The 15,390-nt window shown below is 64.4% G+C and carries 12 protein-coding genes; 4 read left to right on the forward strand and 8 right to left on the reverse strand.

Features of this window, described 5'->3' with window-relative positions; translation table 11 throughout:
- Nucleotides 1-88 precede the first annotated feature (88 nt).
- Nucleotides 89-1,219 (forward strand): sterol desaturase family protein, encoded by a 1,131-nt coding sequence (locus ACEN9O_RS04635; RefSeq protein ID WP_495616471.1) that lies wholly within the window; start codon nt 89-91, stop codon nt 1,217-1,219.
- Between the two features lie 5 nt (nt 1,220-1,224).
- On the opposite strand, the gene ACEN9O_RS04640 is transcribed toward ACEN9O_RS04635, so the two are convergent.
- The 8 genes from ACEN9O_RS04640 to ACEN9O_RS04675 form a co-directional block, all read right to left on the reverse strand.
- A complete protein-coding gene (locus ACEN9O_RS04640) occupies nt 1,225-2,361 on the reverse strand; it encodes a septal ring lytic transglycosylase RlpA family protein (protein WP_495616472.1) in 1,137 nt (378 codons plus the stop codon).
- 11 nt (nt 2,362-2,372) lie between these two features.
- A complete protein-coding gene (gene mrdA, locus ACEN9O_RS04645; RefSeq protein ID WP_495616473.1) occupies nt 2,373-4,466 on the reverse strand; it encodes a penicillin-binding protein 2 in 2,094 nt (697 codons plus the stop codon).
- On the reverse strand, nt 4,463-5,608 hold the full coding sequence (rodA, locus tag ACEN9O_RS04650) for a rod shape-determining protein RodA (RefSeq protein WP_495616474.1): 1,146 nt from the start codon (nt 5,606-5,608) through the stop codon (nt 4,463-4,465). The genes mrdA (ACEN9O_RS04645) and rodA (ACEN9O_RS04650) overlap by 4 nt, the downstream gene beginning before the upstream one ends.
- On the reverse strand, nt 5,608-6,720 hold the full coding sequence (rodA, locus tag ACEN9O_RS04655) for a rod shape-determining protein RodA (RefSeq protein ID WP_495616475.1): 1,113 nt from the start codon (nt 6,718-6,720) through the stop codon (nt 5,608-5,610). Before rodA (ACEN9O_RS04655) ends, rodA (ACEN9O_RS04650) begins: the two co-directional genes overlap by 1 nt.
- A 9-nt stretch (nt 6,721-6,729) precedes the next feature.
- Nucleotides 6,730-8,712, reverse strand: a complete 1,983-nt coding sequence (mrdA, locus tag ACEN9O_RS04660; protein ID WP_495616476.1) for a penicillin-binding protein 2 — start codon at nt 8,710-8,712, stop codon at nt 6,730-6,732.
- A gap of 145 nt (nt 8,713-8,857) precedes the next feature.
- A complete protein-coding gene (mreD, locus tag ACEN9O_RS04665) occupies nt 8,858-9,370 on the reverse strand; it encodes a rod shape-determining protein MreD (protein WP_495616477.1) in 513 nt (170 codons plus the stop codon).
- Complete coding sequence (gene mreC, locus ACEN9O_RS04670; RefSeq protein WP_495616478.1) at nt 9,367-10,533, reverse strand: rod shape-determining protein MreC; 1,167 nt, start codon at nt 10,531-10,533, stop codon at nt 9,367-9,369. The genes mreD and mreC overlap by 4 nt, the downstream gene beginning before the upstream one ends.
- Before the next feature lie 93 nt (nt 10,534-10,626).
- On the reverse strand, nt 10,627-11,670 hold the full coding sequence (locus ACEN9O_RS04675) for a rod shape-determining protein (protein WP_008445008.1): 1,044 nt from the start codon (nt 11,668-11,670) through the stop codon (nt 10,627-10,629).
- A 274-nt stretch (nt 11,671-11,944) separates the two neighbouring features.
- Here ACEN9O_RS04675 and gatC point away from each other — a divergent pair, with 274 nt between their 5' ends.
- The 3 genes from gatC (at nt 11,945) to gatB (ending at nt 15,382) form a co-directional block, all read left to right on the forward strand.
- A complete protein-coding gene (gene gatC, locus ACEN9O_RS04680; protein ID WP_492932086.1) occupies nt 11,945-12,247 on the forward strand; it encodes an Asp-tRNA(Asn)/Glu-tRNA(Gln) amidotransferase subunit GatC in 303 nt (100 codons plus the stop codon).
- A 110-nt stretch (nt 12,248-12,357) separates the two neighbouring features.
- Nucleotides 12,358-13,830, forward strand: coding sequence for an Asp-tRNA(Asn)/Glu-tRNA(Gln) amidotransferase subunit GatA (gene gatA, locus ACEN9O_RS04685; protein WP_495616479.1), 1,473 nt, complete (start codon nt 12,358-12,360; stop codon nt 13,828-13,830).
- A gap of 76 nt (nt 13,831-13,906) precedes the next feature.
- A complete protein-coding gene (gatB, locus tag ACEN9O_RS04690; protein WP_495618426.1) occupies nt 13,907-15,382 on the forward strand; it encodes an Asp-tRNA(Asn)/Glu-tRNA(Gln) amidotransferase subunit GatB in 1,476 nt (491 codons plus the stop codon).
- The last annotated feature ends 8 nt before the right edge of the window (nt 15,383-15,390 follow it).

A 15,390-nucleotide genomic window follows, 5' to 3' on the forward strand; every position in this document is an offset into this window, starting at 1 on the left:
ATACAGCCCGGCCTTTGAATATATTCGCCCGATACGGCATTCAAGAGAATCTGGCAAACTATCGGCTAACCATCAACGCCCCTTCTATATGGAACAATTCATCGTCCTGATCTTCCCTGTGTTTTTTCTGCTGATCGTGGCGGAATTTGCCTACGGGTGGCTGAAGCAGCGCAATACGTATCGCCTCAACGACGCCTTGAGCAGTCTTAGCCAGGGCTTGATCAGCCAGCTGGTCGCGGTGCTCACCCAGCTATTTCAAATCGGCCTGTACACCTTGGCGTTCGATCAGGTTCGCCTGGTGTCGCTGACGGATTTCTGGTCCTCTTGGTATGGCTGGATCGCCGCCGTCGTGCTGTTCGATTTCTGCGATTACTGGCTGCACCGCATGGGCCACGAATGCGCCGTCATGTGGGCCGCCCACCAGGTCCATCATCAAAGCCAGGACTTCAATTTCTCCACCGCGCTGCGGCAGGAGAGTTCCGTGATCTTCATCGGCTGGGCCTTCTATCTGCCGATGGCGCTGCTGGGCGTGCAACCGGAGCAGTTCGCGGTGGCGGGCTTGATCGTGCTGCTGTACCAGTTCTGGATACATACGGAGCACATCGGCAAACTGGGTTGGTTCGACCGGATATTCTCTTCGCCGTCCAACCACCGCGTGCATCACGCCGTCAACGATCAGTACCTGGACAAAAACTACGGCGGCATGCTGGTCATCTGGGACCGGATGTTCGGCACCTTCGCCGAGGAAGATGAGCCGTGCGTGTACGGCACGCGCAGTCCCTTGAACAGCTGGGATCCCGCCTGGGCCATCGTGTCGGAATACTGGGTTTTGTTGAACCTCTCGCGGCAGGCCAAGCGCTGGTCCGACAAGGTAAAGATCTGGCTGAAACATCCGGGCTGGCGGCCCGCCGATCTTGCACTACCTTGCAAGCCGTTCGACCTGGATGCCGCCCGATCAAGCTACGATCCGCCACTGACCGCTCGAAGCCAATACCTCGCGCTGGCCCAGTTCGGCCTTTGCGTAACGGTCGCCGCAGCGTGCCTGTGGCATTCGGCGGCGCTCTCCTACGCCCGCTCCGCGTTGGCGATCACGGCGGCGATGGGAGGCTTCTGGGCCTTGGGCGCATACATGCAGGGGCGCTTGTCGGCCGCCTGGATGCTGGTCATCGACATGGTCGAAGTGGTGACGACGGCGCTGGTGTTGTGGCCTGCCCTGTGACCGGATCAGCGCTGGACGACGATAGGCTTAAGATGCAACGATGACGGCAAGCCTTGCGCCGCCTGGAGCGCTTCCTGACGGGTCGAGAACGGGCCAGTGAACAATCGGTGCACGGAGCCGCCCTGCACCACTTCCAATCCATTCAAGCCGCTGCCGGACAGCTTGTTGCGCACTACCTCAGCATTCTCCGCGCGCGAGTAAGCGCCCAGTTGCAGGTAGAAGCCGCCCTTGGCAGTGCTGGCCGCCAGCGTTTCGGCGCTGGCCGGCGCGCGGTCGGTCAGCATCAAGGCTTCCGCTTCGGAGGACGACGCACCAGGCATGGCCTTCGGCGCGAGCACCAGCGGCTCGCTCAGCGTTGTCGACGGCGTCAACATCAGCGGGCCGCCACCCAAGCCGCCCGAAGACGTCTTCCTCTGCGAGGACTGCGACTGCAAGCGCGGCGACACCGTGCCCGAGACGCCGGCCCGCGTGGCCAGCATGCGGTCCACCTCATCCGGCAGGATGCGTTCGATCTGGAGTTCGTGGCTGCCCTTGCCCAGCAAGCCCAGTTTCAGCGCCGCCGTGTACGACACGTCGATGGCGCGGTTGGCATGGAACGGCCCGCGGTCGTTGATGCGCACAATGACCACCGCGCCGCTCACCAGATTGGTCAGGCGCGCATAGGATGGAATCGGCAGCGTCGGATGCGCGGCCGTCATCTTGTACATATCGTAGATCTCGCCGGACGAGGTACGCTGGCCATGGAACTTCTTGCCATACCAGCTGCCGACGCCAATCTGCGTAAACGGCTGGTTGCCGGTGATCGGCGTATAGGTCTTGCCGAAGACGACGTAGGGACGGTTGGAGTACGGCAGCAGCGGATCGTTGCGCACGTCGGCGTCCGGCACGTCGGCCAGATTGGCTGGCGGCGCATCGCCGGGACCATCGTCCTGGTAGTAGCCGCCGCGTCCCGAATTCGCCGGCGGCAGCACCGGCAGGCCGGCATCCGGCTTACCGCTGGACGGCGCCTTGATGACCGGGCCGGAGGTACGGGGCGCCTTCGGCGTCGTGGTGGTATCGGTAACGGTAGGCGCAGTGCCGCAGCCGACCAGCGCCAGCATGGCGAGTCCGGTGCAGACGTTCAAAATACGGTTCATGCGCATTGCGTTCTTCCTTACAGTTTTTTCCGCGTCGGCGGCACTGGCTGCGTGGCCGGCGCGGCGTTTGCCGGCACGGGCGCAGTCGGTGCCGACGGCAGCGGGGCGGCAGGTGCCGCCGGCACAGCGCCATCGGGCTGCGTCGGCGCGCGCCGTTCGAATTCGGCCGCCGCGGCTTGTTCTTCCAGCGTCTGCCCTTCGACCGGCAGCACCGTTTCCGCATCTTCTTTCGGCACCTTGGTGGTGTCTTTTTCGGCCGGGCGTTTGCCCAGCAGGTAGTAATCCAGCGCCTTGCGCGCGATAGGCGCCGCTTCGGCGCCGCCTTTGCCGGCGTTTTCCACCACCAGCGCGAGCACAATGCGCGGCTTGTCGGCCGGCGCGAACGCCGTGAACAGCGCGTTGTCGCGCAGGCGTTCGGCTATGCGCGCGGCGTTGTACTTCTCGCCGGAGCGGATCGTGATCACCTGCGCGGTGCCGGTCTTGCCGCCCACCGTGTAGCCGGCGCCGGCGAAGGCGCGCGCACCCGTGCCGCCCGCCTCGGTGGTCACGCCGACCATCGCGCCCTTGATAAAATCGATATTCTCCTGCTTGAGCGGAATCCGATAACTCTCCTTCGGCACGGTCAGCGTGCGGGCGCGCGTCTTGCTGTCCTCGACGATCTTGACCAGGTGCGGCTTCATCACCACTCCGTTGTTGGCCAGGTTGGCCACCGCGTGCGCGATCTGCAAAGGCGTGTAGGCGTTGTAGCCCGATCCATTGCTGACCGAGATGGTATCACCACCCACCCACTTACCCGCCGCACCCTTGAAACGCTTGCGCTTCCAGTCCTGCGACGGCAGCACGCCGGTCTTTTCGTTTTCCAGGTCGATGCCGGTCTGCTGGCCGAAGCCGAAGGGCTGCATGAAACCGTGGATGGCGTCGATGCCCATGTCGTGGCCCAACGCGTAGTAGTAGGTATTGCAGGAGACGACGATGGACTTGCGCATGTCGACCGAGCCGTGGCCGCCGACCACGTCGTCGCGGAACTGGTGGCCGCCCAGGTTGTAGAAGCCCGGATCGTAGGTCACCTGGCTGGGCGTGCGCTTGCCCAGCTCCAGCGCTGCCAGCGCCATGAAGGGCTTGAAGGTGGAACCCGGCGCGTAGGTGCCGGACAGCGGACGGTTCACCATCGGCCGGTCCAGCGAGGTATTGAGGTCGTTCCAGCTTTGCGCGTCAATGCCGTCGACGAACAGGTTGGGATCGTAGCCGGGCCGCGACACATAGGCCAGGATGTCGCCGGTCGACGGCTCGATCGCCACCAGCGCGCCGCGCCGCTCACCGAAAGCTTCCTCGACCACTTTTTGCAGTTCGATGTCGATCGACAGGATCAGGTTGCTGCCCGCCACCGCCGGTGTACGCGACAAGGTGCGGATGGCGCGGCCGCCGGCCGATACTTCCACTTCCTCGTAGCCGGTGGCGCCGTGCAGCTGCTTCTCGTAGCTCTTCTCCAGGCCTTCCTTGCCGATATGGTCGGTGCCCTTGTAGTTGGCGGCATCGTCGGTGTCTTCGATGGCCTTGGCCTCGGCGCGGCTGACACGGCCGATGAAGCCGATCACGTGCGACGCCGTCTCGCCCAGCGGATACTGGCGGAACAGGCGCGCCTGCACCTCCACGCCGGGGAAGCGGAAGCGCTGCGCCGAAAAGCGCGCCACTTCCTCGTCGGTCAGGCGGGTGCGCAGCGGCACGCTCTCGAAGCCCCGCGATTCCTCCAGCAGCTTCTTGAAGCGCTTGCGGTCCTTGACCTCGATCTCGATCAGCTTGGACAGCTCGTCGATGGTTTCATCGAGCGTCATGACCAGCTTGGACGGCGTGATCTCCAGCGTAAAGGCCGAGTAGTTACGCGCCAGGACCACACCGTTGCGGTCCAAGATCAGGCCGCGATTGGGCACGATGGGCACGATGGCGATGCGGTTCTCCTCCGCCTTGACGGCGAAGTCGTTGTACTTGACCACTTGCAGCCAGATGAAGCGCGCCAGCAGCAGGCCGAAACAGATGAACACCATCGCGCCCAGTACCGTGACGCGGGCGCGGAACTCCTGGAGCTCGCGCTCCGTGTCCTTAATCTCCGTCATGCGGTCGCTCCCCAGGCGCGCGCGGTGGCGCCGCCGCGCACGCCGCGGCTGTGGTGCTGGATGCTCATCAGGATGCCGGCGCCCAGGCCCAGCGTCATCAATGCGGTGCCGCCGTAGCTCATGAACGGCAGCGGCACGCCGACCACCGGCACGATGCCGCTGACCATGCCCATGTTGACGAAGGCGTAGGTGAAGTAGATCATGGTGATGGAGCCCGCCAGCAGGCGCGTAAAGAAGGTGGAAGCGTTGACCGCAATATTCAGGCCGCGCACGATCAGCAGCAGGTACAGCACCAGCAGCACCAGGTTGCCGGTCAGGCCGAACTCCTCGGAGAACACGGCGAAGATAAAGTCGGTGGTGCGCTCGGGGATGAACTCCAGGTGCGCCTGGGTGCCGTGGGTCCAGCCCTTGCCGCTTACGCCGCCCGAGCCGATGGCGATCATCGACTGGATGATGTGGAAGCCCTTGCCCAGCGGGTCATGATAGGGATCGATCAGCGTCAGCACGCGGTCGCGCTGGTAGTCGTGCATCACGGCCCACAGCACCGGCAGGCCGGCGCAAGCCGTCGCGCCCAGCACTGCCATCGCCTTCCACGACAGGCCGCCGAGGAAGATCACGCAGGCGCCGGCCGCCACCACCAGCATCGCCGTACCCAAATCGGGCTGGCGCGCGATCAGGCCGACAGGTATCGCCAGCAGCAGCGCCGCGATCAGGTAGGAATGCCAGCGCAGCTGCCCCTGCTGCCGCTGGAAGAACCAGGCCATCATCAACGGCATGGCGATCTTCATGAACTCGGACGGCTGCAGCTGCATGCCGACAGTGAGCCAGCGGCGCGAGCCGCCCTTGATGGTGCCCACCAGCGCCACCGCCACCAGCAGCGCCACGCCCAGCGCGTAGGCCGGCACGGCGACGCGCATCATCATCTGCGGCGGCGTGTTGGCCGCCACCCACATCACCAGGAAGGCCATGCAGATATTACGCAGCTGGTCCGTCACCTTGCCGGGAATCGCGATGCCGGCCGAGTACAGCGTGACCAGCCCCACCGACAGCAGCAACAACATGATGATGGCCAGCTGCGCGTCGAACACAGCGAAATAAGGCCGCACGCGTTGCCACAGCGTGCGCCCGTCATGCACGCGCATCAGGTCTGCACCAGTTTGCGGTGGCGCTGGATGCTCATCAGGATGCCGGCGCCCAGGCCCAGCGTCAACAGCGCGGTGCCGCCGTAGCTCATGAACGGCAGCGGCACGCCAACCACCGGCAGGATGCCGCTGACCATGCCCATGTTGACGAAGGCGTAGGTGAAGTAAATCATCGTGATCGCGCCGGCCAGCAGGCGCGTGAAGAAGTTGGGCGCATTCCCGGCGATCATCAGGCCGCGGCCGATCAGCAGCAGGTACAGGAACATCAGCACCAGGTTGCCGGTCAGGCCGAACTCCTCGGAGAACACGGCGAAGATAAAGTCGGTGGTGCGTTCGGGGATGAACTCAAGGTGGGCCTGGGTGCCGTGAGTCCAGCCCTTGCCGGTCATGCCGCCCGAACCCACGGCGATGGTGGACTGGATGATGTGGAAGCCCTTGCCCAGCGGGTCGGAAGTCGGATCGATCAGCGTCATCACGCGCTCGCGCTGATAGTCGTGCATCACCGACCAGATCACCGGCAGGCTGGCGGCGGCGGCCACGAACAGCGCGATCAGCGCCTTCCATGCCAGGCCTGCCAGGAAGATCACGCAGAAGCCGGCGGCCACCACCAGCAAGGCGGTGCCCAGGTCCGGCTGCTTGACGATCAGGCCTACCGGTATCGCCAGCAGCACGGCGGCGATCCCGTAGTCCTGCCAGCGCAGGTGGCCGGCGCGCTGCTGGAAGAACCAGGCCAGCATCAGCGGCATGGCGATTTTCATGAACTCGGACGGCTGGATATCGACGCCCACGTGCAGCCAGCGCCGCGCACCCAGCTTGATGGTGCCGAACAGCGCCACGCCGATCAACAGCGCCACCGCGATCACATACGCCGGCACGGCGATCCGCATCATCATCTGCGGCGTGACATTGGCCACGAACCACATTACGATGAAGGCCAGGAAGATGTTACGCAGCTGGTCTTCCACCTTGCCGGGAATGCCGATGCCGGCCGAGTACAGCGTGACCAGGCCGACCGACAGCAGCGCGCAGATGATCAGCATCAGCGGCACGTCGAAAACGGTGAAGTACGGGCGAAGGCGGCGCCCCAGGGAACGCCTTTCGTTGATGCGCATGCTGGTCCTTTATTCCTTGTTGCCGGGGGTTTCGGCGCCCGGCTTCTTGTCGTCGCTGACGCCCTGTTCGGCCTGGACGTCCGGCACGGAGCGCAGCTCGGCGTCCTCCTTCGGCACACGGGTGGTTTCTTTTTCGTTCGGGCGTTTGCCCAGCAGGTAGTAGTCCAGCGCCTTGCGCACGATGGGCGCGGCCACGCCGGCGCCGAAGCCGCCGTTCTCCACCACCACCGCGATGGCGATGCGCGGTTTGTCGGCCGGGGCGAAGGCGGTGTAGAGCGCGTTGTCGCGCAGGCGCTCGGCGATCAGGTTGGCGTTGTACTTCTCGTTCTTCTTGATCGCCACCAGCTGCGCGGTACCGGTCTTTCCGCCGGAGGTGTAGCCGGCGCCGGCGAAGGCGCGCGCCGCCGTGCCACCGGTGGTCACGCCCACCATGGCGTTCTTGATGATGTCGATATGCTCCTGCTTGAGCGGGATGCGGTAGCTTTCCTTGGGCACCGTCAGCTTGCGCGCGCGCGTGACGCTGTCCTCGATGATCTTCACCAGGTGCGGTTTCATGACGATGCCGTTGTTGGCCAGGTTGGAGACCGCGTGCGCCATCTGCAAAGGCGTGTAGGTGTTGAAGCCATTGCCGATGGCGATGGAGATGGTGTCGCCGCCGACCCACTTCTGCGCCGCCGGATTCTTCTTGAAGCGGTTGCGCTTCCATTCCTTGGACGGCAGCACGCCCTGCTTCTCGTGTTCCAGGTCGATGCCGGTCAGCTGGCCGAAGCCGAATGGCTGCATGAAATCGTGGATGGCGTCGATGCCCATCTCGTTGCCCAGCATGTAGTAGTAGGTGTCGCAGGATTCGACGATGGACTTGTACATGTCGACCGTGCCGTGGCCGCCCGGTTTATCGTCGCGGAACTTGTGGCCGCCCAGCGTGAACGAACCCGGATCGAAGATGGTCTGGCCGGGCGTGCGCTTGCCCAGTTCCAGCGCGGCCAGCGCCATGAAGGGCTTGAAGGTGGAACCGGGAGGATAGGTGCCCGACAGCGGACGGTTCACCATCGGCTTGTCCAGCGAGGTATTGAGGTCGTTCCAGCTTTGCGAATCGATGCCGTCGACGAACAGGTTGGGATCGTAACCGGGGCGCGAGACGTAGGCCAGGATGTCGCCCGTCTCCGGCTCGATGGCGACCAGCGCGCCGCGCCATTCGCCGAAGGCTTCCTCGATCACCTTTTGCAGTTCGATGTCGATCGACAGGATCAGATTGCTGCCCGGCGTGGCGGCGGTGCGCGACAAGGTGCGGATGGCGCGGCCGCCGGCCGACTTCTCCACCTCCTCGTAGCCGGTGACGCCGTGCAGCTGCCTCTCGTAGCTCTTCTCCAGGCCTTCCTTGCCGATATGGTCGGTGCCGTTGTAGTTGGCGGCGTCCTCGGTGTCGGCGATGGCCTTGGCTTCCGAGGTGTTGATGCGGCCGATGTAGCCGATCACGTGCGAGGCGATCTCGCCCAGCGGATACTGGCGGAACAGGCGCGCTTGCACTTCCACGCCGGGGAAGCGGAAGCGCTGCGCCGAAAAGCGCGCCACTTCCTCGTCGGTCAGGCGGGTGCGCAGCGGCACGCTTTCGAAGCCCTTGGATTCCTCTAGCAGCTTCTTGAAGCGCTTGCGGTCCTTGGTCTCCACCGTGATCAGCTTGGACAGCTCGTCGATGGTTTCGTCCAGCGTGGCGCTCAGCTTGGACGGCGTGATCTCCAGCGTGAAGGCCGAGTAGTTGCGCGCCAGGACCACACCGTTGCGGTCCAAAATCAGGCCGCGATTCGGTTCGATGGGGACGATGGCGATGCGGTTCTCTTCGGCCTGGGCGACGTAGTCGCTATGCTTGTAGACCTGCAGCCAGATGAAGCGCGCCAGCAGCGCGGCGAAGCAGAGGAACACCAGCCCCCCCAGCACCGTCAGGCGCAGGCGGAACTGGTGCAGCTCGCGTTGGTTGTCCTTGAGTTCAGTCATACAGCACCGTCGTTCCGCGTCGGCGGACCGCCGCGCAGGCGGGAACCCATACGCAGCATCCGCAGCGACGTCGCATGGATTCCCGCCTGCGCGGGAATGACAAGATATAGGTTATTCGGGCACACATACACAAGCGACCGGGGCGTCAGATCGGGCGGGTGTGGTCGCGGTCGACCGCGCGGCGCTGCGGCGCCAGCAGCAGCCAGGTCGCCAGCGGCCACAGGGCCACGGCGATCACGCTTTCGATGAAGTAGAACCAGCTTGGGAATTTGCCGGACACGAAGAAGCGCACCACCAGCTGCACCGACTGCGCCATCAGCAGCAGCGGGAACACGTGCATGGCCTGCGTCAGCAGCGGGAACCACAGCACCCGGCGGTGCAGCATGATCGCGAAGTAGGACAGCAGCGTGTAGGCCAGCGCATTCTCGCCCAGCAGCGTGGAGTCGTGCACGTCCATCAGCAGACCGAGGAAAAAGGCGGTGCCGATGCCGACCTTGCGCGGCTGGTGCACGCCCCAGAACACCAGCACCAGCGCCACGAAGTCGGGCACGCCGATGAAGTTCCCCCAGGGGAGCAGGTTCAGTAGGAACGCGCAGAACAGGCTGAAGGCGATGAACAGCGGGCTGACCGGCAGCAGGATATAGTGGGGACGATTCATCGTGCCGGTTCCTTCGGTTTGGTGACGGCAGGCGCGCCAGCGGCAGCGGCAGCGGCTGGTGCGGCGGCAGGTGCAGCCCCCTGCGCGGCCGGCGATGCGGCGGCCGGCGTCGCAGCGGCAGGCGTCGCCGTGGCGGCGGCGGGCGCCGGTTTCGGCGCGGGCGGCGGCATCACCGGCATCAGGCCGGGCGGACCGGCCGGCGCAGGCGCGGGTGCGGTACCTGCAGGCGCCGGGTCGACGCCGTCTTTCGGCGCCTCCTTGATCGGCGCCATCTTGTTATTGTGCTTCTTGAGCGCGCGCGCCTCTTCGTCCGGCGGACGCGGAGGCATATCGGGCGTCGACATCAGGATCAACAGCTGCGTATTGTTGGAGATGCCGGCCAGCGGCTGGCACACCACGCCGCCGAAGGAACCGGCCGCGCTGTTTTCCACCTGGCTCACACGGGCCACCGCCAGGCCGGCCGGATAAACGCCATCCAGGCCCGAGGTGACGACGATGTCGCCGACCTGGATGTCCGCGTTGGGCGCCGTGAAGCGCAGCTCCAGCGCGCCGGACTTGCCGCGGCCATAGGCCACGCTGCGCAAGCCGTTGCGCAGCAGCTGCACGGGAATGGCCTGCTCCTTGTCGGTCAGCAGCGTCACCTCGGAAGTAAAGGGGAACACGCGCGTAACCTGGCCGACCACGCCCTGGTTGTCGATCACCGGCAGGCCGAGGGCCACGCCTTGCTGGGTGCCGCGGTCGAGGATCACCTTGCGGCTGTTGACGTCGCGCGCGTCGTACAGGATCTCGGCCAGCATCGATTTCACCGGCAGATGCTCGCGCGCGTCCATCAGGCGGCGCAGCTGGCCGTTTTCAGCGGTCTGGAGCTGGGCTTGCTGCAGCACCAGCGCGCCGGCGATCTGCTGGCGTTTGAGCTCGCGCACCTGCTTTTCCAGCGACGACAAGGTAGAGAAATAATCGCCGACGCCGTAGATGGCGTCGCGCGGCAGCAGGGCTGCCATTTGCAGCGGATACAGCACGGTGGCTGCCGCTTTGCGCACGGTCGTCAGGGTGTGCATGCGCGAATCGACCAACAGCAGTCCAATCGATATGCACGCGAACACCGTCATCTTGACGCGGGCGGAGGCGCCTTGCTTGAAAAGTGGCGGAGGACTGTATTCCATGACTTCCAATAATCCGGCGCTCGCGCGCCAACGAGACTGTCAACTCATCCCAATGCATCGGGGCCGCTGTTTCGCGGCCCCGTCTTTGTCAGATCATTCGTAGGAGAAGATCGAGCCCAGCTGGTCCATCCGCTCCAGCGCCATGCCGGAGCCGCGCACCACGCAGGTCAGCGGATCTTCCGCCACCAGCACCGGCAGGCCGGTTTCCTCCATCAGCAGGCGATCCAGGTCGCGCAGCAGCGCGCCGCCGCCGGTCAGCATCATGCCTTTTTCCGCGATGTCGGCGCCCAGTTCCGGCGGCGTCTGTTCCAGCGCGTTCTTCACGGCCGAGACGATGTTGTTCAGCGGGTCGGTCAGCGCTTCCAGGATCTCGTTGGACGAAATCGTGAACGAGCGCGGAATGCCTTCGGACAGGTTGCGGCCCTTGACTTCCATTTCCTTCACCTCCGAACCCGGGAAGGCCGAACCGATGGCCTTCTTGATCGCTTCCGCGGTCTGTTCGCCGATCAGCATGCCGTAGTTGCGGCGGATGTAGTTGACGATGGCTTCATCGAACTTGTCGCCGCCCACGCGCACCGAACCTTTGTACACCATGCCGCCCAGCGAGATGATGCCCACCTCGGTGGTGCCGCCGCCAATGTCGACCACCATCGAGCCGGTTGCATCCGACACCGGCAGGCCGGCGCCGATCGCCGCCGCCATCGGCTCTTCGATCAGGTAGACCTGCGAGGCGCCAGCGCCCAGCGCCGATTCGCGGATCGCGCGGCGCTCGACCTGGGTCGAGCCGCACGGCACGCAGATGATGATGCGCGGCGAAGGACGGAAGAATTTGGAATCGTGCACCATGCGGATGAACTGTTTCAGCATCTGCTCGGTGACGGTGAAGTCGGCGATCACGCCGTCTTTCATCGGGCGGATGGCCTCGATGTTGCCGGGGACCTTGCCCAGCATCTGTTTTGCTTCTTTACCGACCGCCTGGATCGTCTTCTTGCCGTTAGGGCCGCCTTCCTGGCGAATCGCCACGACCGACGGCTCATCCAGGACGATGCCCTGGCCGCGAACGTAGATCAGAGTGTTGGCCGTGCCCAAGTCGATGGCCAGATCGGTGGAAATATACCTGCGTAAAAAACCAAACATGTGTGTCCTGTGGCGCTACTGATGTGCGCGTAAGCCGTTAGAAAGAAATCCTGTGGAGACGCGGCGGCTGCAATGATTCGGCGCCAGCAACGCATCAACCCGCCATTCTACCTTATAATTTGAATGCGATTTGCCGAAAATCCCGCCAAAAGTGTATCGGTTGAGTCCGCGAATTAAGCGGTAATCCTTTGCTTTTGCCAGCGAATAGGCAGAATTTCCAGTTTTTTATCAATATTACAATTAAACCTTGCGCGGCCCATCCGCGCCATTCGCCATGTCCCTGACCCTATCCGACGTAACCCGCATTGCCAAACTGGCACAACTTGAGATGAGCGAGCAGCAGAGCGCCACGGCGCTGGACCAGTTGAACGGCATTTTCGCGCTGGCCGAACAGATGCAGGCGGTCGACACCGACGGCGTCGCCCCGCTGAGCCACCCGCTGGCGGCGCACATGAACAACATCGCCCTGCGCCTGCGCGAAGACGTGGCCACCGAGGCCAATCGCCGCGAAGACTACCAGGCCGTCGCGCCCAAGACCCAGGACGGCCTGTACCTGGTGCCGAAGGTGATCGAGTAACACCGTCGTTCCCGCGCAGGCGGGAATCCATGCTGAGCCGATTTGGCCAGCGTCCCATGGGTCCCCGCTTGCGCGAGGACGACGCCGCAACGAATCTGAATTGAAACGCCATGCACACCAAAACCATTAAAGAGCTGTCCGCGCTGCTGCAAAGCAAAGCCATCACCGCCACCGAACTGGCCACGCACTTCCTCGACCGCATCGAGCAGAGCGACCTGAACGCCTTCCTGCACGTGGACCGCGCGCTGACCCTGGCGCAAGCGGCCGAAGCGGACGCCCGCATCGCCGCCGGCACCGCCACCCCGCTGACCGGCGTGCCGATCGCCCACAAGGACATCTTCGTCACCCGCGACTGGCGCTCGACCGCCGGCTCCAAAATGCTGGCCAACTACGTCAGCCCGTTCGACGCCACCGTGGTGGAGAAATTCCGCGCGGCCGGCATGGTCACGCTGGGCAAATTGAACTGCGACGAATTCGCCATGGGTTCGGCCAATGAAAACTCGGCCTTTGGCGCGGTGAAAAACCCGTGGGACAAGAACGCCGTGCCTGGCGGCTCCTCAGGCGGTTCCGCCGCCGCCGTGGCCGCGCGCCTGGCGCCGGCCGTCACCGGCACCGACACCGGCGGCTCGATCCGCCAGCCGGCCGCCTTCTGCGGCATCACCGGCATCAAGCCGACCTACGGCCGCGTATCGCGCTTCGGCATGATCGCCTTCGCCTCGTCGCTGGACCAGGGCGGCCCGATGGCGCAAACCGCCGAAGACTGCGCGCTGCTGCTCAACGCCATGGCCGGCTTCGACGAACGCGACTCGACCTCGCTGACGCCTGAAATGGGCGGCATCGACGAAGACTACACCCGTGAACTGGGCCAGCCGCTGGCGGGCCTGCGCATCGGCGTACCGAAGGAATACTTCGGCGAAGGCCTGGCCAAGGACGTGGAAGACGCCGTGCGCGCCGCGCTGGCCAAGTACGTCGAGATGGGCGCGACGCTGGTCGACATCTCGCTGCCGAACACCGCGCTGTCCATCCCTGCCTACTACATGATCGCGCCGGCAGAAGCCTCGTCCAACCTGTCGCGTTTCGACGGCGTGCGCTACGGCCACCGCGCCGCGGAGTACAAGGACCTGTCGGACATGTACCGCAAGACCCGCGCCGAAGGCTTCGGCGCCGAAGTCAAACGCCGCATCATGGTCGGCACCTATGTGCTGTGCCACGGCTACTACGACGCCTACTACCTGAAGGCGCAAAAGATCCGCCGCCTGATCGCGCAGGATTTCGAAGCGGTGCTGAACGGCCCGAACGCCGTCTGCGACGTCATCATGGGACCGGTCGCGCCGACCGTAGCCTGGGACCTGGGCGACAAGTCCGACGACCCGGTGGCCGCCTACCTGGCCGACATCTACACGCTGTCCACCAGCCTGGCCGGCCTGCCCGGCATGTCGATCCCGGTCGGCTTCGGCGCCAAGAACCGTCCTGTGGGCCTGCAGATCATCGGCAAGCATTTCGGCGAAGCGAAACTGCTGAACGTCGCCCACCAGTACCAGCTGGCGACCGACTGGCACACCCGCGCACCCGCCGGCATCTAAGATCAACGTCATTCCCGCGAAAGCGGGAATCCATGCTGAGTATGGATTCCCGCTTTCGCGGGAACGACAAGCAAACATAAGCGAGAACAATATGGAATGGGAAGTCGTCATCGGTCTTGAGAACCACGTGCAGCTCACGACCGAATCTAAAATTTTCAGCGGATCGCCGATCAAGTTCGGCGCTGAAGCCAACACGCAGGCCAGCCCTGTGGACCTGGCGCTGCCAGGCGTGCTGCCGGTGATGAACAAGCAGGCGGTGGACCGCGCGATCCGCTTCGGCCTGGCCGTGGGCGCGAAGATCGCGCCGGCATCCATCTTCGCCCGCAAGAACTACTTCTACCCCGACCTGCCGAAGGGCTACCAGATCAGCCAATTCGAAGACCCTGTGGTCATCGGCGGCTCGCTGACGTTCGGCTACGAGAAGGATGGCGAATTCGTCACCAAGACCGTCAACCTGACGCGCGCCCACCTGGAAGAAGACGCCGGCAAATCGCTGCACGAAGACTACGCCGGCATGAGCGGCATCGACTTGAACCGCGCCGGCACGCCGCTGCTGGAAATCGTCTCCGAGCCGGAAATCCGCAGCGCCGCCGAAGCGGTGGCCTACGCCAAGGCCCTGCACTCGCTGGTGATGTGGCTGGGCGTCTGCGATGGCAACATGCAGGAAGGCTCGTTCCGCTGCGACGTCAACGTCTCCGTGCGCCCTAAAGGCCAGAAGGAATTCGGCACCCGCTGCGAGATCAAGAACCTGAACTCGTTCCGCTTCATCGAGGAAGCGGTGCACGTCGAAGTGCGCCGCCAGATCGAGTTGATCGAAGACGGCGGCAAGGTGGTGCAAGCCACGCGCCTGTACGATCCGGACCGCAAAGAGACGCGCGAAATGCGCAGCAAGGAAGACGCGCAGGACTACCGCTACTTCCCTGATCCGGACCTGCCGCCGCTGGTCATCTCCGACGAGTGGATCGCCAAGGTCAAGGCCTCGATGCCGGAACTGCCGGCCGCGATGCGCGAACGCTTCGTCAGCGAATACGCCCTGCCGGAATATGACTCGCTGGTGCTGACCGCGTCGAAAGCGATGGCGACCTACTTCGTCGCCGTGGTGGAAAAAGCCGGCAAGGAAAACGCCAAGGCAGCAGCCAACTGGCTGATGGGCGACGTCTCGTCGACGCTGAACCGCGAAGGCGTGGACATCGCCGACGCGCCGGTCTCGCCGGCGCAACTGGCGCTGATGCTGAAGCGTATCGCCGACGGCACCATCAACAACAAGACCGCGAAAGAACTGTTCGGTGACATGTGGGCGGCCAAGTCGGCCGACGACAACCTGGTGGACGTGCTGATCGACACCAAGGGCCTGAAGCAGATCTCCGACACCGGCGCGCTGGAAGCGATCGTCAACGACGTCATAGCCGCCAACGAGAAGTCGGTGGAACAGTACCGCGCCGGCAAGGAAGCGGCGATCAACGCGCTGATCGGCCAGGCGATGAAAGCCTCGCGCGGCAAGGCCAACCCGGCGCAGTTGACCGAGCTGTTGAAGGCCAAGCTGGCCGGCTAAAGCCTTCT

The organism is Duganella sp. Dugasp78 (assembly GCF_059491455.1).